This window comes from Streptomyces sp. NPDC028910, from assembly GCF_055564955.1.
This window is the reverse complement of sequence record NZ_JBVHVF010000036.1, coordinates 48835-67132: the sequence shown is the minus strand read 5'-3', so window position 1 is coordinate 67132 and position 18298 is coordinate 48835. Positions and strand designations below refer to the sequence as shown.

Annotated in this window: 16 protein-coding genes; 8 read left to right on the top strand and 8 right to left on the bottom strand. The window is 71.8% G+C overall.

What is annotated here, in order from left to right; genetic code table 11:
* The first annotated feature begins 101 nt into the window (after positions 1-101).
* Entirely contained in the window at positions 102-1067 is a 966-nt protein-coding gene (locus ACZ4TV_RS30985; protein WP_468138470.1) for a glycosyltransferase family 2 protein, read from the top strand.
* A gap of 30 nt (positions 1068-1097) precedes the next feature.
* Here ACZ4TV_RS30985 and ACZ4TV_RS30980 read toward each other — a convergent pair whose 3' ends face one another.
* The 4 genes from ACZ4TV_RS30980 to abc-f form a co-directional block, all read right to left on the bottom strand.
* Positions 1098-2324 (bottom strand): hypothetical protein, encoded by a 1227-nt coding sequence (locus ACZ4TV_RS30980; protein WP_468138469.1) that lies wholly within the window; start codon positions 2322-2324, stop codon positions 1098-1100.
* Between the two features lie 6 nt (positions 2325-2330).
* Positions 2331-2456, bottom strand: coding sequence for a hypothetical protein (locus tag ACZ4TV_RS30975; RefSeq protein WP_468138468.1), 126 nt, complete (start codon positions 2454-2456; stop codon positions 2331-2333).
* 32 nt (positions 2457-2488) lie between these two features.
* Positions 2489-3424 carry a class A beta-lactamase gene (gene bla / locus ACZ4TV_RS30970; protein WP_468138488.1) on the bottom strand — a complete coding sequence of 312 codons (936 nt, stop codon included), beginning with the start codon at positions 3422-3424 and terminating at the stop codon, positions 2489-2491.
* Between the two features lie 156 nt (positions 3425-3580).
* Positions 3581-5272, bottom strand: coding sequence for a ribosomal protection-like ABC-F family protein (abc-f, locus tag ACZ4TV_RS30965; RefSeq protein ID WP_468138467.1), 1692 nt, complete (start codon positions 5270-5272; stop codon positions 3581-3583).
* A 224-nt stretch (positions 5273-5496) separates the two neighbouring features.
* On the opposite strand from abc-f, the gene ACZ4TV_RS30960 reads away from it, so the two are divergent.
* Together ACZ4TV_RS30960 and ACZ4TV_RS30955 are read left to right on the top strand one after the other, a co-directional pair.
* The gene (locus tag ACZ4TV_RS30960) at positions 5497-5652 is read left to right on the top strand and encodes a hypothetical protein (protein WP_468138466.1); all 156 of its coding nucleotides are present in this window, start codon (positions 5497-5499) and stop codon (positions 5650-5652) included.
* Positions 5652-6389, top strand: coding sequence for an NIPSNAP family protein (locus ACZ4TV_RS30955; RefSeq protein WP_468138464.1), 738 nt, complete (start codon positions 5652-5654; stop codon positions 6387-6389). The genes ACZ4TV_RS30960 and ACZ4TV_RS30955 overlap by 1 nt, the downstream gene beginning before the upstream one ends.
* Before the next feature lie 27 nt (positions 6390-6416).
* Here ACZ4TV_RS30955 and ACZ4TV_RS30950 read toward each other — a convergent pair whose 3' ends face one another.
* Positions 6417-7784 carry a (2,3-dihydroxybenzoyl)adenylate synthase gene (locus tag ACZ4TV_RS30950; RefSeq protein ID WP_468138463.1) on the bottom strand — a complete coding sequence of 456 codons (1368 nt, stop codon included), beginning with the start codon at positions 7782-7784 and terminating at the stop codon, positions 6417-6419.
* Positions 7785-7991: 207 nt separating this feature from the next.
* Between ACZ4TV_RS30950 and ACZ4TV_RS30945 the strand changes: the two genes are divergently transcribed.
* Positions 7992-9233 (top strand): serine hydrolase domain-containing protein, encoded by a 1242-nt coding sequence (locus ACZ4TV_RS30945; protein ID WP_468138462.1) that lies wholly within the window; start codon positions 7992-7994, stop codon positions 9231-9233.
* A 38-nt stretch (positions 9234-9271) separates the two neighbouring features.
* Here ACZ4TV_RS30945 and ACZ4TV_RS30940 read toward each other — a convergent pair whose 3' ends face one another.
* The gene (locus tag ACZ4TV_RS30940) at positions 9272-12361 is read right to left on the bottom strand and encodes a tetratricopeptide repeat protein (protein WP_468138460.1); all 3090 of its coding nucleotides are present in this window, start codon (positions 12359-12361) and stop codon (positions 9272-9274) included.
* Between the two features lie 192 nt (positions 12362-12553).
* On the opposite strand from ACZ4TV_RS30940, the gene ACZ4TV_RS30935 reads away from it, so the two are divergent.
* From ACZ4TV_RS30935 to ACZ4TV_RS30920, 4 genes are all read left to right on the top strand, one after another.
* Positions 12554-12712 (top strand): hypothetical protein, encoded by a 159-nt coding sequence (locus ACZ4TV_RS30935; protein WP_468138459.1) that lies wholly within the window; start codon positions 12554-12556, stop codon positions 12710-12712.
* A gap of 82 nt (positions 12713-12794) precedes the next feature.
* Positions 12795-13232 (top strand): ATP-binding protein, encoded by a 438-nt coding sequence (locus ACZ4TV_RS30930; RefSeq protein ID WP_468138487.1) that lies wholly within the window; start codon positions 12795-12797, stop codon positions 13230-13232.
* A gap of 174 nt (positions 13233-13406) precedes the next feature.
* Positions 13407-13856, top strand: a complete 450-nt coding sequence (locus ACZ4TV_RS30925) for an SRPBCC family protein (protein ID WP_468138458.1) — start codon at positions 13407-13409, stop codon at positions 13854-13856.
* 197 nt (positions 13857-14053) lie between these two features.
* A complete protein-coding gene (locus ACZ4TV_RS30920) occupies positions 14054-14662 on the top strand; it encodes a response regulator transcription factor (protein ID WP_468138457.1) in 609 nt (202 codons plus the stop codon).
* A gap of 34 nt (positions 14663-14696) precedes the next feature.
* Here the strand turns inward: ACZ4TV_RS30920 and ACZ4TV_RS30915 are convergent, their stop codons facing one another.
* On the bottom strand, positions 14697-16487 hold the full coding sequence (locus tag ACZ4TV_RS30915; protein ID WP_468138456.1) for an ATP-binding cassette domain-containing protein: 1791 nt from the start codon (positions 16485-16487) through the stop codon (positions 14697-14699).
* The gene (locus ACZ4TV_RS30910) at positions 16484-18283 is read right to left on the bottom strand and encodes an ATP-binding cassette domain-containing protein (protein WP_468138454.1); all 1800 of its coding nucleotides are present in this window, start codon (positions 18281-18283) and stop codon (positions 16484-16486) included. Before ACZ4TV_RS30910 ends, ACZ4TV_RS30915 begins: the two co-directional genes overlap by 4 nt.
* Positions 18284-18298 lie beyond the last annotated feature (15 nt).

The window sequence follows — 18298 nt, the reverse complement described above, 5'->3', positions numbered from 1 at the left end:
CGGCCCGAGGTCGTGGCCCGAGGTCGTGGCCCGAGGTCCTGGCCCGAGGTCGTGGCCCGAGGCTTTTTCCCAAAATGCCAGCTTCATGGGCTTCCCGCATCATGAGTGCTGTGTATGACACAGGCAGGGAATCGATCGCTCTGTCGATCGTGGTTCCCATCTTCAACGAGGAGGAGGCCCTGCCTGTTCTGGCGGCGCGGCTGCGGCCGATCCTGGACGCGAGCGGCGAACCGTACGAGGTCCTCGCCGTGGATGACGGTTCGACCGACGGGACTCCCCGCCTGCTGGACGATTTGCGCGCTGCCTGGCCCCAGCTGCGCATCGTGACCCTTCGGCGGAACAGCGGCCACCAAGCCGCTCTTACCGCCGGATTGCGCCGTTCCTATGGCGCCTATGTGATCAGCATGGACGCAGACCTCCAGGACCCGCCGGAAATCATCCCCGACATGCTCGCCATGGCCCGGGCCGATGGTCTGGACGTCGTCTACGGCGTCCGAATCGACCGCTCCACCGACAGCGGATTCAAACGCCGGACAGCCGCTGCCTACTACTGGCTGATGCGCCGCCTCGCCGGCTCCTTCGTCCCCGCTCAGGCCGGTGACTTCCGGCTCCTGTCCCGCGCTGTCGTGGAAACGCTCAAGACCCTCCCCGACCAGCAGCAGATCTATCGTCTGCTCATCCCCTGGCTCGGCTTCCCCGCCGGCCAGATCAGCTACCAGCGCGGAGAGCGGGTGGCGGGCACCACCAAATATCCCCTCCACAAGATGATCCTCCTGGCATTCGACAGCCTGACCAGCTTTTCGGCAGTCCCGCTGCGCCTGGCCACAGCGATCGGCGCCTTCGGTCTTGTCGTCTGCCTCGCGTTTCTCGTCTGGATCCTCATCGTCCATGCCACGGGAAGCACCCTGCCCGGTTGGACCTCATTGATCACCACGATCCTGTTCTTCGGCGCCGTTCAGCTGTTCTGCCTGGGAATGCTCGGTGAATACGTGGCCCGCATTTACACGGCCGTCCAAGCCCGGCCCACCTATGGCGTCGCTCGCGACACAGACGAGGAACAGCAGTAGAGATTCGTTTCTGCGGAGTGCGCTCGAACGTTACACCAGCACCCCGGCGAAAAACATCGCCCCCAAAAGGGCATACTGGATCGCGCACCACACCAACAGGGGTACCTGGACCCATCGGGACACGCGCCCCACCAGCACGAGCCCGACAAACATTTGCGCATGATTGCGATACCACGACATTTCCGCACCGGCGAAGAACGGCAGCAGGAAAATCGCTACCGTCAAGATCAAGGCGGCCCACTCCTCGACGTCGAGTCGACGGTTCCGGAGGAGTCGAAATGCGACCGTCGCCAGAATGAGCACTATGAAAGCGATATTCAGCCAGAGCTGGCTCCTGTGCGCGGCGAGACTGTGCTCCACCAGCCACGGCAGCCGCCCCTCGGGCGTGTACCAGTGGCTGAACGGAAAATCGTAGGCCTTCCTCATCTCGTCGAAGGGCTGACGTAGGGCACCCTGCTGATAACTGGATTCCTGGAGGATCTCGTACGCGTCCCAGCGGCCGGTCTCCTGCCACATCAGCCACTTGGCCCAGAGCACGCCGCAACCGGCGAGAGCCGCCGACCCTCCGGCCTTCGCGCACCGTATCGGCCACGTGTCCTTTTGCCACGCGAAGAGCGCGCTCAACAGCAGCATGCCGATGGCGACAGCGCCGACCGGATGGCAGGAGGTCGCCACGAAACCACCCGCGGCAGCAATGGCCCAGGAGCCGCGCTTCACTCCGACGATGCAGACGAGCAGTGCCAGCGTTCCGGTGGCGATCGGAAACATGGCGTGGAAATAGACACCGCCCGGGAATACCGTACCGATGGCGAGGGTGAGGCCTGTGGCCCATGTGAGGCGTGCGCCGAGCAACCACCACAACACCGCGAACATGCCGAACAGAGACGCTTCAGCGATGACAACAGCGGATATTTCATAGGAAAGTCCGGTGGCGGAAACCGCCCGGACCGACATGGGGTAGCCAGGGAACCAGGCGACATTTCCACACATGACATCGCGGAAATTCGGGTACCGGTCCCGGCACCAAAACATTTCGTAGCCGGTCTTGGCGATGGACAGATAGTGTCCTGAGTCCCAGCGATGACGACCTTCCGTGGACCAATAAGCCACTTTGGATCCATCGCCCGCAACGGATTGTTTCGCGACCAGCCAGGTGATGAGGTTCGCGACCAGCCATGCGCCGACTGGCGGCAGAAGACTTCGGCGCCCATCGAGGCGCGCCCGCCGGGTGGGTTCCACCGGTGCGGAGTCAGGCATCAGGCATCAGGCACCATGCGGATCACCCGCTGGTCGCTGGAACTCGATCATCTCCGGCTCCGCGGTCGTCTCGTCGGTGAGCTCGATGCCGTGCTTCACGATCAGTCTGGCGAACGCCTCGCTGAGCTGCATCCGGAAGTACTCCGCCGGGCGAGCCGGACCCGTCAGGCGAGCGCCGCCGCCAACACCTCGGCGGCCCTGGCGACCAGCGCGTCGTCACGCGGCGCGGCGGCTTCCGGTTTGGTGGTCAGCACGGCCAGCACCACGGGCGGGCGCCCCGGCGGCCAGGCGAGGCCCGCGTTGTTGTTGGTCCCGTACGACCCGGCGCCCGTCTTGTCCCCGACCGCCCAGTCGGCGGGCAGGCCCGCCCGGAATCGGTCGCCGCTCGTCGTGTTGGCCAGCAGCCACCGCGTCAGGTGCTCCCGGTGCCGGGGAACGAGCGCACCGCCGAGCACGAGCCGCCCGTACGTCCGTCCGATGGCGCGCGGGCTGGTCGTGTCGGTCAGCCGCCACGGCTCGGCCGAGTTCAGCGCCGGCTCCCACCGGTCGAGGCGCGTCGTGCGGTCCCCCACGGAACGGCAGAAGGCGGTGATCGCGGCAGGGCCGCCCAACTCGCGAAGCAGCAGGTTTCCGGCGGCGTTGTCGCTCTGGGCGATGGCCGCGGAACACAGTTCGGCCACGGTCATCCCACCGGCGACGTTCTCGGGCCGCCCCGTCTCCGAGCCCCCGCCCGCCTGCGTGACGTCGTCCTGCGTGTAGTGGATGCGCCGGGCGAGGAACTCGCCGTCACGGTCGAGGTCCCGCATCACGGCCGCCGCGGCCAGCGTCTTGAACAGCGAGCACATGGGGAAGAGTTCGTCGGCGCGGTACAGCACCGTCCTGCCGGTGGCCGTGTCCCGCGCGTACGCCCCCAGGCGCGCCCCGTGCTCGCGCTCCAGCCCGCGCAGCCGCCGGACGGCGTCGCTGTCCCCGCCGCGCGACGCCGCATGGGCCGCGCCCGCCGGCAGCGCCGCCGTCAGCGCCGCCCCCGCTCCCAGAGCCAGTACCGCACGACGAGTCTGATCCACGTCGACTTCTCCTCTTCCCTTGACCGGCCACATGACGAGGAGGACGCCAAAGAGACCCATCCGGTTGCCGCCCGCCCCTCGCGCGACGGCCCGACGGACGCACGGCCCGCCAGGGCACGGGCGGGACGACACCCGGCCCCGGCCCCTGCCCCTGCCCCTGCCCCTGCCCCTGCCCCTGCCCCAGCGGGGTCAGTACCTCCGGCCGCCGCGCAGCTCCAGCCGCTCCCCCGGGAACCGCTCGCGGAAGTCGCGGTCGTGCGAGACCGCCACCACCGCTCCCGGGTACGCCGCGAGGGCCGTCTCCAAGTCCTCGATCAGGTCGAGCGCGAGGTGGTTCGTCGGCTCGTCGAGTACGAGGAGGTCCGCGGGCCGGGTCACCAGGCGTGCGATCTGCAGCCGCCGCTGCTGCCCCGCGGACAGCGCCGCGACGGGGACGCGCAGGTCCTCTTCACGGAACAGGCCGAGCGCCAGCAGCTGTTCGGCGTACTCCTCCGGCAGCCCGGGCCGCCCGGCCGCGAAGGCGGCGAGCAGCGGGAGCCGCGTGGAGCGCGCGGGCAGCTCCTGCGCCAGGTAGCCGATCCGAGCGGGGCGGCGTACCGCGCCCGCGTCCGGCTCGAGGTCGCCTGCCAGGACGCGCAGCAGCGTCGTCTTGCCCGCCCCGTTCTCGCCGGTGACCAGGAGCCGCTGCCCGGGCGCGATCGCCAGCAGCCCGTCCAGACGCAGCCGTTCGCCGACCGCTACGCCGTCGAGCTCGGCAATGGGGAGTCCCCTGCTCGAAGGAAGCGGGGAGCTTGGGGAAGGGGTGTCGACGGGATGCCCGCCGCCTGCCGCCGACAGCGCCGCCGTGAAGCGCAGCGGCTCCGGCGGCGCCGGCACCGGGTTGCGCCGCAGGTGGGCCAGCCGCTCGCGGACCGCGCGCACCTGCCCGCCGAGCTTCGCCTCGTGCGAGCGGCGGTGCTTGCCGAAGCCCTGCCGGGGGTCCTTGCCGGTGGTGGCCAGCCGCTTCCCAGCGGCCTGGAACAGTTCCTCGGTGCGGGCCACCTCCTCCAGCCAGCCCGCGTGGTCCTGCTCCGCGCGGCGGCGGGCGGCGGCCTTCGCGGCGCGGTAGCCCGGCCAGCCGTCGCCGTACCGGTGCACGGTGCGCGCGTCCCGGTCGACCTCGAGGATCGTGGTGGCGATGCGCTCCAGGAAACCGCGGTCGTGGGTGACGGCGACGACGGTGCCGCGGTGCGCGCGCAGGTGCTCCTCGAGCCAGCGCACGGCCGCCGCGTCGAGGTGGTTCGTCGGCTCGTCGAGGAGCAGCAGCTCGGGGGCGGCGGCCAGCACGCAGGCGAGCGCGAGGCGCGACTGCTCGCCGCCGGAGAGCGAGCCGAGCACGCGGTCGCGGGTGATCCCGGCGAGCCCGAGCCCGTGCAGGGCGGCGTCGACGCGGGCGTCCGCCCCGTATCCGCCGCGTTCCTCGTAGGCGATCAGCAGCTCGCCGTACGCGGTGAGCTCGTCCTGCGATGCCCCGCCGAGGCGCTGCTCCGCCGTGCGCAGCCGGCGCTCCATGTCGCGCAGTTCGGCGAGGGCGTGGTCGACGGCGTCCTGCACGGTGCGGGCCGGGTCCAGGTCGAGGGTCTGGGCGAGGTGGCCGGTGCCGCCGGGGAAGCTGACGGTGATCTCCCCGGCGTCCGGCATCTCGGCCGCGGCGAGGAGCCGCAGCAGCGTGGACTTGCCGGAGCCGTTCTCGCCGATCACGGCGGCCTTCTCGCCGGGGCGGACGGTGAAGGAGATCTGGTCGAGGACGGTGCGGGTGCCGTAGGACTTGGTGACGTCCTTGACGGACAGCTGCGCCACGGCAGCCGCAGCGGGGACAGCGATGGGGGCGCGTTCGCGCATGGGGGCTTTCCCTGGGGATGTGAAGTGTCTACGGGCGGCAGAAACGGCGGCGTCGGCCGTGCCCGGGACTCAGAGAAAGGAGAAGAAAGCCATGCGGGCACTATAGCAAGACGATTCGTCTCGTCTCTACTGGTGCGCCGAAATCGGGCGATCCGCGGCGGCGGGCCGCCGGAGCACGCGCACGAAGGTGGCGCCGAGCCTGCCTGCGTGACACCCTGACGACCGTGATCATCAGGGTGAGTGAGGCACGCGTACGTCCTGAACGCTTCGAGGCGTTCCACGACGTGATCGTCTCTGCGGTACGCGATTTTCCCGGCCGCTACCCGGGACACTTCACGCTCGCGTCTCTGACCCGGCAACCGGACGAGGAGCGAGGCTGATGGAAGCCCTACGATTTCCGGTCGTCGAACTGCGGCAGTACACGCTGCACCCAGGACAGCGAGACGTACTGATCGATCTGTTCGACCGGGAGTTCGTCGAGTCCCAGGAGGCGGTGGGCATGACCGTCCTGGGGCAGTTCCGCGACGTGGACGACCCCGACCGGTTCGTCTGGCTCCGCGGCTTCGACGACATGCCGCGCCGCGCCGAGGCGCTGGAGAGCTTCTACGGCGGGCCGGTCTGGCAGGCGCACCGCGACGCGGCGAACGCGACGATGATCGACTCTGATGACGTCCTGCTACTGCGCCCGGCCTCGGCACGCGGCGGGTTCCCCGTGCCGGTCGGCGCCCGGCAAGCCCCCGGCGAGCAGGCGGCATCGCCACCGTCGCTGGTCCTCGCCACGATCTGGTACGGCCGCCGCCCCTTCGACGCCGCGTTCGTCGAGTTCTTCGAGCAGCGGATACGGCCCGTACTGGCTGAGACCGGCGCCGAGCCACTGGCGTACCTACGGTCGGAGCACGCACCGAACACCTTCCCGGCACTGCCGGTGCGGACGAACGAGGACGTCTTCGTATGGTTCGCACGTTTCACCGACGAAGGCGACATCGACGACCACCTGCATCGCTTGCAGCATGCGGGACGCTGGCGCGAGGAGGTGCTGCCGGCCCTTTCGGAACGGTGGGCCAGGACCCCGCAACGGCTCCGGCTGGCACCCACGGAGCGGTCACTGCTGCGGTGAGTTCCGAGGGTGGTCAGCCGAGGGTGGTCAGCCGGCCGCGATGCTCTTGAGGCGGCCGGTCACCACCAGGTTGCCGTCCGGGGTGCGCCGCGCGAGGTCGCCGGTGCGGAAGTAGCCGTCGGTGGTGAAGGAGCGTGCGTTGTGGTCGGGCGCCCGGTAGTAGCCCCGCAGGGTGTACGGACCGCGCGCGAGCAGCTCCCCGGGTTCCCCGTCGGGCACGTCCTTGCCCTCGGCGTCCACGATGCGGATCTCGTCGTCGGGCGAGAGCGGGCGGCCCTGCGTGGTGAGGACCGTCTCGTCCGGATCGTCGGGCCGGGTGAGGGTGAGCAGCCCCTCGGCCGAGCCGAAGACCTGCTGCAGGCGACAGCCCCATGCGGAGCCCATCCGTTCGGCGGTCGCCCGGTGCAAGGCGGCGCCGCCGATCTGCACGAGACGCAGGCTGCTCAAGTCGGCCTGGACCGTGGGAAGTGCGTCGAGCCAAAGCTCGGCGGCGGCGGGCATCAACGACGTGACGGTGACCCGCTCCCGCCCGATGACCGCAAGGCATTCGCCGGGTGCCGGGTTCTCGACCAGGACGACGGTGCCGCCGACGGAGAGGGTGCCGACGATGCCGGGGCAGCCGAAGGTGAAGTTGGACTCGGCGGGCAGCGCGGCGAGGTACACGTCGTTCTCGGTGAGCGACACCAGCTCGGCGGCGGCCCGCGCCTGGTAGGCGTAGTCGTTGTGGGTGCGCGGAATGAGCCTGGGCGCCGGCGCCGCGGTGGTACCGCCGGAGAGCAGGAAGAACGCCACCTGGTCGGCGCTCTGCGCAAGCGCCGGCCCGGGCGGGGCGTCGATGGAGCCCAGCGGGCTGTAGTGGCAGCCCGACGGGTCGGTCGTCAGGCCGCCGTACGGGGACGAGGCGCCCGGCGCCTCGAGGGTGAACACCCGCCGCAGGAAGGGCCCTTGGGCCGCGATGTCCGCGGCCATCGCGGTGTGGTCGAAGCCCTGGTACGTCGAGGGACCGACGTAGCCGACGGCCTGGGTGATCCGCACGAGGTGGGACACCTCGGGCGCGCGGTGCGAGACCGGGCAGAACACGGGGACCGCGCCGGCGCGCATCAGCGCGAACACGGTGATGACGAACTCGGGAACGTTCGGCAGCTGGACGACGACCCGCTGCCCGGGCCGGGGGCCGAGCAGCCGGAATCCTGCGGCCATGCGGTCAACGCGCCGGTTCAGGGCCGCGTACGTGATGCGGGTGCCGCCGTGCACGAGCGCGGTCCGCGGTCCGTACTGCAGGGCCCAGCCGCGGAGCAGGTTGTCCAGCGTGTTGCCACGCCAGTGCCCGGCCGCCCAGTAGCGGTCGGCGAACTCCTGGGGCCAGGGCGTGCAGCCGTCGAGCATGGATGTCATTCGTTTCTTTTCTGTGCCGGTCAAGCCGTGGCAGTCGAGGGCCGGTCCGGCACGACGTCTTGATCTTGGCAATCCAATGCGTCAACACCCGCCCACGCAATGTGCTTTCCCGACGATGGACGCTGGCCTCCATCGGCGGAAAGCCCAAGGAGCGCCGCTGACCAGGAGAAAGGGCGGAAGCAGCGTGCACGAGGTGCGCCACCCCCCGTGCCCGTCCAGACTGGGATGGTGAGGCGTACGCGTACGGTCCTGCTGTGCATCGCCGGCCTGATGGGCGCGGTCCTTCCGGCCGGGACCGCAGCGGTCCCGGCACCGGCACCGGTACCGGCCGCGGCAGCGCCGGAGGCCTGCGTCAGCTCGCCCGGCCCCGCCGAGGGCGACGCGCGCAAGGTCCTCACCATCGCCCAGCGGGCCCAGCGGGAGTTCGGCCTGAACTCGGTGATCCTGCGGGTCTCCTCCGGCGACCGGGAGGTGCTCACCACGGCTCTCGGGGAGTCGATGACGGGAGTCCCGGCCGAGCCGTCGATGCACTTCCGAACGGGGTCCGTGGGCATCGTCTACATGGGCACCGCACTGCTCCAGCTCGTCGAACAGGGCAAGGCCTCGCTCGACGACCCGGTGTCCCGCTGGCTTCCGGACGTGCCGCACGGCTCGAAGATCACCCTGCGGATGCTCGGCAGCTCCACGTCCGGCCTGCACGACTACGTCACGGACCCCGCCTTCGTCGAAAAGCTCGAGGCCGCACCGTTCCGCAAGTGGACACCGGCCGAGGTCATCGGAATCGCGACGGCTCACCCGCTCTTGTACGAACCGGGGACCAACTGGAGCTACTCGCACGCCAATTTCCAGATCCTCGGCGCCTCGCTGGAGAAGATCAGCGGCCTCCCGCTGGACCGGCTGCTCAGGGAGCGTGTGATGGAGCCGCTCGGGCTGAGCCAGACCAGTAACCAGTACACGCCGCGGATCCCGGAGCCCGTCCTGCACGCTTTCACCTCCGAGCGCGGCATCTACGAGGAGTCCACCTTCTGGAACCCCTCGTGGACCACCGCTCCCGGCGCGGTTCTCGTGCAGAACATCTGCGATCTGGACCGGTCGGCGCGTGCCATCGGCACGGGGGAGCTGGTGTCCGCGAAGTCCCTCCGGACCCAGATCGATCCGGGGACCGTCGGGCTGGGCCGCGCGACGTCGTCGTGCCCGGCCAGTGTCTGCCTGACCAATACGGCGGCCCACCACTTCGGCCTCGGTGTCCTCGTCGTCGACGGCTGGATCCTGACGAACCCGTCGTTCTCGGGCTACGCCGCCATAGCGGCCTACCTGCCGGCGCAACGGCTGTCGATCTCGGTCAGCGTGACGCAGGGCCCGAAGAGCCCCGAGGGCAACTCGGCCCAAACGATCGCAGAACGCATCTCCGCCGCCCTCGCCCCCGGACAGGCGTTCAAGATGAGGTGATCCGTCGCCCCTAGGCGGTGCGGTTCAGGGGGTGCTGTTCAGGGGGTGCTGTTCGCCTTTTCGGACACGGCGTGGAACAGGTTTCTGTATGCGCCGTCTTCGCCTGCCGGGTCGTTGGTCTCGCGGAAGAGTTCGACCGCTTTCCGGCAGGCGTCGATGGCCTCCTCGAATCTGTGCAGTTCGATCAGCGCGGCGCCGACGTTCGCGTAGCCGATGGCCACGCCGTGCTGGTTCCCGACCGTCTCGAAGATCTTCACAGCGTGGCGGCCGGCGGTGACCGCTTCCTCGTACCGTGCCATGGCGATCAGCGCGGCCGCGAGATTGCCCGACGCTCTTCCTTCGCCGGGGCGATCGGCGATCTCGCGGTAGAGGGCGGCGCCTCGTGTGTGGGCGGCGACCGCTTCCTCGAACTGGCCCAGCTCTCTGCGGGCCAGGCCGATGTTGTTCAGGGCGTCGGCTTCCGACTGCCGGTCCGCAGTCTCACGGAAGAGCTCTGCCGCCCTGTCGTGGTCTTCGACGGCCGCCGCGAACTGGCCCGCTCTCCGGCGGGCGCAGCCCAGGTTGTTCAGCGCGATGCCCTCGCCGTGGGGATCGGTCTCATGGAGGAGCTCAACGGCGCGGACGTGTTGTTCGACGGCCTCCTCCGGGCGGCCGAGCTGGACCAGGTCCGTCCCGATGTTGGTCAGCGCGAGACCTTCGCCGTGAGGGTCGTGTGCCTCGCGGAAGGCTCTGGCGGCCTGGCCGTGGGCTTCGACGGCCTCGTCCAGCCGCCGGGCGTCGAGCAGGGCCAGACCGAGGTTGTTGCGCGCGAGTGCCTCGCCGTGCCGGTCGTCCATCTCGTGCAGGAGTTCGGCGGCTCGGGTGAGGGCCGTGATGGCCTCCTCGATGCGCCACTGCGCCCTCAGGGTGTTGCCGAGATGGGTGAGCGCGACCGCCTCACCGTGGCGGTCGGCCATCTGGCGAGAGAGATCGGCTGCGTTGTCGAAGGCTTCGATGGCGCGCTCGAACTTCCTCATCCCGGCCAGGGCAGTGCCGAAACGGAGCCAGTTGTTCCGCTGATCCTCGGCGTCCGCGATGTTTCCCTGGAGGTTCACCCCGTCGGCGAGCAAGGAGATCGCCTCTTCGAATCGTCGCAGCTCGTTCAAGACTCCGGTGAGACTGCCGAGCGTGACGGCCTGCCAGCGGCGGTCTCCGAGCTCACCGAAGATTTCCGCACCCTGGGTGTAGGCGTGAATGGCCTCGTCGAACTGGCGCTTCTGGTTGTGCACGTTGCCCAGGCCGAGAAGCGATGTGGCCACGCCGTGCCGGTCGCCTGCTCCCGCGCGCAGGTTCAGGGCATGGGTGTGCACCGCGATGGCATCGTCGAACCGCCGCGCCTGGGTGAGTGCGGCAGCGACGTTGTTCATGGCATCGGCCCTGCTGGTGGGCGAGCCGGTCATACGGCAGAGGTCGAGCGCGATCGCGCTGACGGTGATCCAGTCATCGACGTGGCGTCGGCGGTCGAGGTAGCGGGTGAGCGCGAAGGCGAGATGGAAGCTGATGTCAGGGCGACCCAGGGCTGCGGCGTACCGAACGGCCGTGACCAGATTGACGTGTTCGGCGTCCAGCCAGGCGAGGGCCGCTCCGAGGTCGGCGAAGCGGCGCTCTTGATCTTCGTAGCCGGGCCCCAGGTAGGTGTCGGCGGCCTCGGTGGTCAGGCGGTAGTGGTCCAGGAGACGGTCGAGGGCACCCTTCCGGCCGTCGGCCTGAGCCTCGGCCCGTCCGTGGTCGTCGGCGAACAGCCGGAGCAGGTCGTGCATCGACCAGCGCTCACCGCTCGGCTGCTGCACGAGGTGGGCGCGGGCCAGGGCCGCCAGCAGGCGCCGGGTGTCGGGCCGGTCGACCAGGACGGTGGCCGCGGCGGTGGAGATGTCCGTGCCCGGGGCCGCGGCCACCAGCCGGAAGACCTTCGCCTGCGGGCCGGTCAGATGCCGGTACGACAGCTCGAAGCAGGCCCGGACCGCCAGCGGACGGCCCTGTTCGTCGACCCCGTCGTACGCCAGTACGTCCAGGTCCTCGGCCAGCCCGGCCAGATCCTCCGCCAGGTCCGCCAGGGCCCGGTGCGGCTCGTCACGGAGCAGCGCGGCGATGATCCGCACGGCAAGTGGCAGGTATCCGCACAACCCGGCCAGGCGCTGCGCGTCGGCGCGCTGGGCGCCGACCCGCTCGTCGCCCGTGCCGCCGACCCCCAATGCCTTGCCGAGGAGCGCGACGGCCTCGTCGGAGGTGAGGGGATCGAGATCGACGCGGTGGGCGGGCAGATCGGACAGGGTCTGGCGAGACGTGATCAGGACGCGGTGCGGAGGCGGCGGCGCCAGCGTGGCGATCTGTCCCGGGCTGCGTACGTTGTCCAGCACTGCCAGCAGCGGCCGTCCCCGCTCTGCGAGTTCCTCGAGCGCCAGGTGCCAGGCGTCCCGCTTCCCCTCCGCGGTGGGGGGCACCTTGATCCCCAGCGCACGCAGGAAGCGGTCCGTGACCGCCGCGGCGTCCAGTTCGGAGTCCGGGCTGAAGCCGCGCAGGTCCGCGAAGAGGATCCCCCCGGGGAACCAGCCCTGCTTCCGGGCCTGGTGTGCCGCCTGCAGCACGAGAGCGGTCTTGCCGACCCCGCCCATCCCTGCCACCACCACGGCCCCGCCCTCGTCACGGGCCGGGTCGAGCCAGTCCATCACCTCCCGCACCGCCGCGTCGCGGCCGGTGAACTCGGACGGCGGCGAGGGCAGTGTCACGGGCCCCGTCGGCGGTGCGGTGCCGCCGGCGGCGCGAGGCCGCCCTCCGCGAGCCTGGCCACGCTCGACCTGAGCCTTCGACAGGGCCTCGGACCACCACCCTTGCGGCCGGGGGGTGTACCCGCTCCCCGCCGCGACCGCCCGCCCCTGGAGGAAGAACGCGACCAACAGGAAGAACTCGGTCATCTTCGGAGCGGGCACGGCGGCGCCGGTCAGCCAGGCACTGATCGAGGTGTCCGAGGCCGGGGCGACCGGCGGCCTTCGATCGGCGGCCAAGGCCACCAGTCTCGCCAGCTTCGGCGACCCCGCCGCCTCGTACACCGCCCTCAGCTCGGCCCAGAACCGCTCCGCGTGTGCTCCCATCCCCGACCTGCCCCCCAGCCTTCGGCTTCCGCTTCCGCGCAGCGCATCCCCGGAAGAGCCGCTGTCCGCAGGCTGAGCAGGCTAGTTGCTCCCCGCCGCCCTCGTACCCGTTCGCCGGAAACCTCCCGGGAACCGCTCCATGGGGCTACGAGCAACGGAACCTCTACCTCTACCTCTACCGGGGAGCGCACCATGACCCGCACCACGCCCGACGCCGACCGCAGCAGCCGCCGTACCCGCCGCACCCGCCGTACCCGCCGCACGGAAATCCTCGCCGTCATCGGCAGCGCCGTCGCCGGAGCCGTCAGTGGCGCCGTACGCGCTCTCACCACCTGGCTCCTCGACCACTGAGCCGGGTGTTCTCGCGGGCCCGGGGTAGACGAACCGGTGACGCACGGCACAAGCGCATGACGGCAGAAACGCGGTGAGGACATTGGCGGTCAAGGCGGTGGGCTGGGCGCGGTCGTTTCCGGTTGCGGAGGGCGTCCGGGCAGCGCGGCAGTGGACTGCGGGGCACCTGGCGTCACTGCCGTGGAAGGGTTCGGCGGTCGACACCGTGCACTCCGTGCTGATCTGCGTCTCCGAACTCGTCACCAACGCGCACCTGCACGCGCTCGGCACCGCACATCTGGTCCTGACCTGGGACGGCTGCTGCCTGCACGTGAGCGTCGCCGACTCCGATCCACGGCTGCCCAGCCCCCGGGAGCCCGACGCCGACGAAGGTGCCACGTCCGGTCGCGGGCTGGGCATCGTCACCGCACTGGCCGATTCCCTGGACGTCCACGCGTGCCACGGCGGCAAGGCGATCACCGCGTGCTTCCGCCCCACCGGCGGACCGGACCCGCACGCGGCCGACCCGTGCACAGGCTGAACGCCCGGCGCACGCACCCCACGCTCATGGACAGGGCCGGGACCTGCCGAGCCCGGCTTACACCGCCTCCCCGCGCATGCGGTCCGCAGAGGCGGGTAGCCGCGCCTCCAGACGTCCTGACGGACGACCCGCACCTGGAGGTGCGGGGCTGCCGACGACACGGAAGGGGTGCACATGTCGCACGTCGAGGAGTACGTCGAGGTCAACGTCCCCGTGAGCACGGCCTACAACCAGTGGACGCAGTTCGAGGAGTTCCCCGCCTTCATGGAGGGGGTCGAACGCGTCGACCAGCGCACGGACACGCTCACCCACTGGGTGACGAACGTGAACGGCGTGCAGCGCGAGTTCGACGCGCGGATCACCGAGCAGCTCCCGGACCGGCGCGTCGCGTGGATGACGGTCGACGGGGAGCCCCGCCAGGCCGGGCTCGTCACCTTCCAGCCGATCGACGCGACGACCACCAAGGTCGTCCTGCACATGAACTGGGTGCCCGACGGGCTGGCCGAGACGGCCGCCGACAAGCTCGGCTTCGTCAGGCGTCAGGTCATGGGTGATCTGAAGAGGTTCAAGCTGTTCATCGAGTCGCGCGGAATCGAGACGGGCGCCTGGCGCGGCGAGGTCTGATCCCGCCGGCGGAGGCTGCCGGACCGGACGGGGCCCCGGTCTTCAAGAGGGTTACGCGCCTGAGGCAGGCGCAATCCCCGGCCATCTCGGCCAAGTTGCGCGTACGCCCCCGAACGCCCCCCGCAGTGACGTTCCATCCCCCCTGTACGGGGGCACCCGCGTGGTGCCGTTGGTTCGTCAACCGAGGAGAGCTCACGATGACGAAGGTCCTCGTCCTGCACAGCGTCAGCCTGGTCAGGTCGGCACTGGCCGCCCTGCTGAGATCGGAAGGGCCGTTCGAGGTCACCTCGGCGGGCTGGCGGACCGCGGCACGCCAGGCCGAGTCCTTACGACCGGACGTGACGGTCGTCGACCTCGACTGTCCGGGGACGACGGCCGTCCTGGCCGACAACGGGGGCGCGGACCGCCAGGTCCTGGCGTCCCCGTCGCCGGTCCTGGTGCTCGCGTCGACCGGCGCGCCCGGTTCGCTGCACCGGGCCTTCCGGGCCGAGGCCCGTGGCTACGTCGACAAGGACGGCTCGCCGGGGCGGCTCGTACGGGCCGTCCGGAAGGTCGCCGCGGGGGAACGCTTCATCGACGCCTCGCTGGCGTCCGCCTTCATGGAGGCCGACCCCGTACCGCTGAGCCCGCGGGAAGTCAGTGTGCTGGCCCGGGCCGCGGAGGGCGATTCCATCGCCGAGATCGCCCGCACCCTGCACCTGGCGAGCGGGACGGTACGCAACTACATGGCGGCGGCGACCCGCAAGACAGGGGCGCGCAATCTCATCGACGCGATCCGGATATCCCGGCGGGAGGGCTGGGTCTGATCCGCTGCCGTCGGGGCGGGGAGTGAGGGCCGCGTCAATCGTCCGCGGCCCCGTTCCATTGCCCCACCAGATCGCGGTACAGCGGCGATCTGGCCGGGAGTTCGGCGTGCGTGCCGCACACGGCGCGGGTCCCGTCGAGGACGAGGACCCGGTCGGCGCGGGCTGCGGAAGAGACGCGGTGGGCCACGACGACGAGGGTGCCGGGACGGTCCGCGAGGGCCCGTTCGGCACGCTCTTCCGTACGGGGGTCCAGGTGGCAGGTGGCCTCGTCGAGCAGGAGCAGCGGAGCCGGCGAGAGGTAGGCGGCGGCGAGTGCGAGCTGCTGGCTCTCGCCCCGGGACAGCAGCCGGGGGGACACCTCGGCGTCCAGCCCGCCCAGCCGCTCCACCAGGCCTTCGAGTCCCAGGGCGCTGATGGCGCGCAGCACCTGGGCGTCCACGGGCGCGCAGGCCCGTCCCGGGCCCGAAGACGGGCTGGTCAGGTGGGCCAGGTGGGTCAGGTTCTCCCGCACGGTGCCGGTGAACACGTAGGCCTGCTGCGGCAGCAGGGTCCGCCGCGGGTCCGGCCCCGTGGCACCCGGTTCCCGGCGGGCGGCCGCGCCGGCGACGAGGACCGTCCCCGCGTCGGGTGGCAGCATCCCGGCGAGCAGCGCGGTGAGCGTCGACTTGCCGATGCCGCTCGGCCCGACCACGGCGAGGTGCTCCCCCGGCCGCACCACCAGGTCGAGCGAGTCGAGTACGGGAGCCGCGCCGGGGCCGTAGGCGAAGGTGACGCCACGGAGCTCGGCCGCGGCGGCGGTCCGCCGGCCGGCGGGGACGGGCGCCCGCGGCTCGGTCGTGCGGCGGCCGTCCGAGGCCGGCGGCAACGGATCGCAGAAGCGTTCGAGGACCACCAGCAGGCGGGTACCGGCGGAACCGAGCGCCGTCATCAGCGCGTCGAGGGCGGGCAGCAAGGCCGTGACCACGTACGTGAGACCACCGGCCAGCGTGCCGGCGGTGATCCCGTGCCCGAGCAGCCAGGGCGTCGCGGCGAGCAGTGCGATCACCGGCAGCCGGCCCGCCGTGCCCAGGGCCAGGGTGCGCAGGGCCGTCCAGCGGGCGAGCCTGCGCGCCAGCCGCTCCTGGGTGGCGATCAGGTGCTCCACCCGGGCTTCTGCCGCCGCCTGTCCGCCGCAGGCGACGATGTCGCGCAGGCCCTCCCCCAGCGCCCCCACCCGGTCCGACAGCGCCTCGTCGGTGTCCAGGGCGCGGCGTTGTACGGACGCCATGGGGCGGAGCGTGGCCAGGAAGGCGGCCGCGCCCAGCAGCAGGGGCGGCAGCACGATCAGCAGCAGTACCGGGGCCAGCGCTGCCATGCCCGCGAGGGCGCCCACGGCGGTGAACACGAACGCACGCGCCGTCAGGACCAGCCCGGCGAAGGAGTCGCGGGCCATTTCCGTCTGCTGGGTCAGCCGGGACACCGCGCCCGTGCCGGGAGCGCGCGCCGGGTCGGCCACGGCGCGGTCCAGTGCCTGCCGCACCGCCCTGCGGACCAGGCCGTCCCGCAGCGGCTCCACGAGGTCCGCGAGTGCGGCGAACACGCCGCGCAGCGCGAACCCGCCGAGCAGTGCTCCGGCCCCGGCCGCGGCCAGCCAGGCGAGACCGGTGGCGGTGCGGCCGGCGAGGAAGCCGTCGTCGAGGGCGCGGGCCACACCGTAGCCGCCGAGGAAGGTGTGCGCGGACTCGACGAGCGACCATGCCGCGAGCCGTACCAGAGCGCCCTTGTGGCCACGTAGGAACCGCCGGCCCTCGGGGGCGACCCGACGCCAGGCCTCGCCCTCGCTCACCGCGCCGCCTCCGGGGCCGCCACGGGATCGTCCGCTTCCGCTCCGGCTCCCGTCTCTGCGTCGGCGGCGAACACGGCCCGGTAGTCGGGGTCGTGCCGCCACAGCTCGCCGTGGGTACCGGCCGCCCGCACCCGCCCGTCCTCCAGCCATACGACGAGGTCGGCGCGGGCGGCGGACGAGAGGCGGTGCGCGACCACGACCCGGGTGCCGGGCCGGATCCCGTGGGCGAGCGCCCTCTCGACCTCGCGGGCCGTGACGGTGTCGAGGCTGGAGGTGGCGTCGTCCAGCACGAGGAGCCGGCCCGCGTGGCAGAACGCCCGGGCCAGTCCGAGGCGTTGGACCTCACCGCCGGACATCGGGGCGTCTGCGAGGCGCGTGCCGTACCCGTGGGGCAGGCGCCGCACGAACAGGTCGGCGCCCGCGGCACGGGCCGCGGCGCGGACCGCTTCCGGGCCGGGCTCCGGACCCGCGCCGAAGCCGATCGCGGCGCCGACCGTGTCCCCGAACAGCACGGGCCGGTCGAAGGCGTACCCGACCTCGCGGCGCAGGGCTTCGGCGGTCAGCTGCCTCAGGGGTACGCCGTCCAGCAGGACCTGGCCCGCGTCGGGGTCGGTGAGCCGGCCGGCCACGGCGGCGAACAGCGTCTTGCCGGCCCCGGACCGGCCCACGACCGCCACCGTGGCGCCGCCGGGGATCACCAGGCTGACGTCGTGCAGGACCGTCGATCCGCCGCGCACGACCCGGACGTCGCACAGTTCCAGGGTGCCGGGGCCGCCTTCCGGCAGCTCCGCCCGCCCGTGGTCGAGTACGGGCAGGGTCAGCAGGGCGGCGGTCCGCCGGGCGGCGGCCCGGCCGCGGACCACGGCGGCCAGTCCGCCCGTCACGGCGCCGACGCCGGCCGCGAGGGCGGCGTAGCGCACGGCGGCGAGGAGTTCGCCGACCCCGATGGCGCCGGCCGCCAGGCGGATGCCGCCGACGGCGAGGACCGCGTACAGGAGCAGCGGCATGAGGGCCGCGGACCGGGCCGTCGTGCCACCGTAGACCTGCCACATGCGCCTGCCCTCGGTGCCGAGCTCGGGCAACTGCGCGAGGATCCTGGCGCGTTCGCGCTCCACGGTACCGGCGGCGGCGATCGTGCGCGCCCCGGCCATGGCCTCGGCGAGGCGGCCGGCGGTCGCGAGCTGCACCTGCTGGTAGCGGGCGACGCTGGTGAAGGTGTCGCGGGCGAAGGCCCGCAGCAGGAGCACCAGCAGCGGAACGCCCAGGAGAAAGGCGAGCGCCGTCCACAGGTCGATGAGGAAGAGTGCGGCGACCGCGCCGAGTGGCGGCAGCAGTGCGGCGACGGCGTGCGCGACGGCGGCCGGGACCTTCCCCGCCTCGGTGGCGTGCGCGGTCAGCCGCGCGGCGGTTTCGCCGGGTGCGTACCGGGCGGCGTGGTGCGGGGCCGTCCACAGCAGCCGGGCCAGCCCGAGCCTGCGCAGCCGGGCGGTGGAGCGGCCGTCGACCTCGCCGGTCAGCCGTGCGGCGGCGGCGTCCAGTGCCACTTCGGCCGCGATGACCGCCGCGCACAGCAGCGTCCAGACGGGGCCCGAGGGGTCCCGGCGGAGCAGCAGGTCGAGGGTGTGGCCGAGGACCGCCGGTTCGGCGAGTGCTGCCGCGGCGGCCGTCACCGCGCATCCGAGGACGGCGGCGGTGCGTCCGCCACTGTGCCGGGCCGCTGCCACGAGCGCCTGATCGGCGCCGCGTGCCACGGTCGGCGCCTGTGCCGGATCGACGGCCGCGTCAGGGGGGCTCATCGGCGGATCCCTCCA

Excerpts from the sequence above, each read along its gene's own strand:
- ACZ4TV_RS30910 (WP_468138454.1), bottom strand. The coding sequence starts at position 18,283 with ATGAGCCCCCCTGACGCGGCCGTCGATCCGGCACAGGCGCCGACCGTG.
- ACZ4TV_RS30935 (WP_468138459.1), top strand. The coding sequence starts at position 12,554 with ATGACCCGCACCACGCCCGACGCCGACCGCAGCAGCCGCCGTACCCGC.
- ACZ4TV_RS30955 (WP_468138464.1), top strand. The coding sequence starts at position 5,652 with ATGGAAGCCCTACGATTTCCGGTCGTCGAACTGCGGCAGTACACGCTG.
- ACZ4TV_RS30920 (WP_468138457.1), top strand. The coding sequence starts at position 14,054 with ATGACGAAGGTCCTCGTCCTGCACAGCGTCAGCCTGGTCAGGTCGGCA.
- ACZ4TV_RS30985 (WP_468138470.1), top strand. The coding sequence starts at position 102 with ATGAGTGCTGTGTATGACACAGGCAGGGAATCGATCGCTCTGTCGATC.
- ACZ4TV_RS30980 (WP_468138469.1), bottom strand. The coding sequence starts at position 2,324 with ATGCCTGACTCCGCACCGGTGGAACCCACCCGGCGGGCGCGCCTCGAT.
- abc-f (WP_468138467.1), bottom strand. The coding sequence starts at position 5,272 with ATGCGCGAACGCGCCCCCATCGCTGTCCCCGCTGCGGCTGCCGTGGCG.
- bla (WP_468138488.1), bottom strand. The coding sequence starts at position 3,424 with ATGTGGCCGGTCAAGGGAAGAGGAGAAGTCGACGTGGATCAGACTCGT.
- ACZ4TV_RS30975 (WP_468138468.1), bottom strand. The coding sequence starts at position 2,456 with ATGCAGCTCAGCGAGGCGTTCGCCAGACTGATCGTGAAGCACGGCATC.
- ACZ4TV_RS30925 (WP_468138458.1), top strand. The coding sequence starts at position 13,407 with ATGTCGCACGTCGAGGAGTACGTCGAGGTCAACGTCCCCGTGAGCACG.
- ACZ4TV_RS30950 (WP_468138463.1), bottom strand. The coding sequence starts at position 7,784 with ATGACATCCATGCTCGACGGCTGCACGCCCTGGCCCCAGGAGTTCGCC.
- ACZ4TV_RS30940 (WP_468138460.1), bottom strand. The coding sequence starts at position 12,361 with ATGGGAGCACACGCGGAGCGGTTCTGGGCCGAGCTGAGGGCGGTGTAC.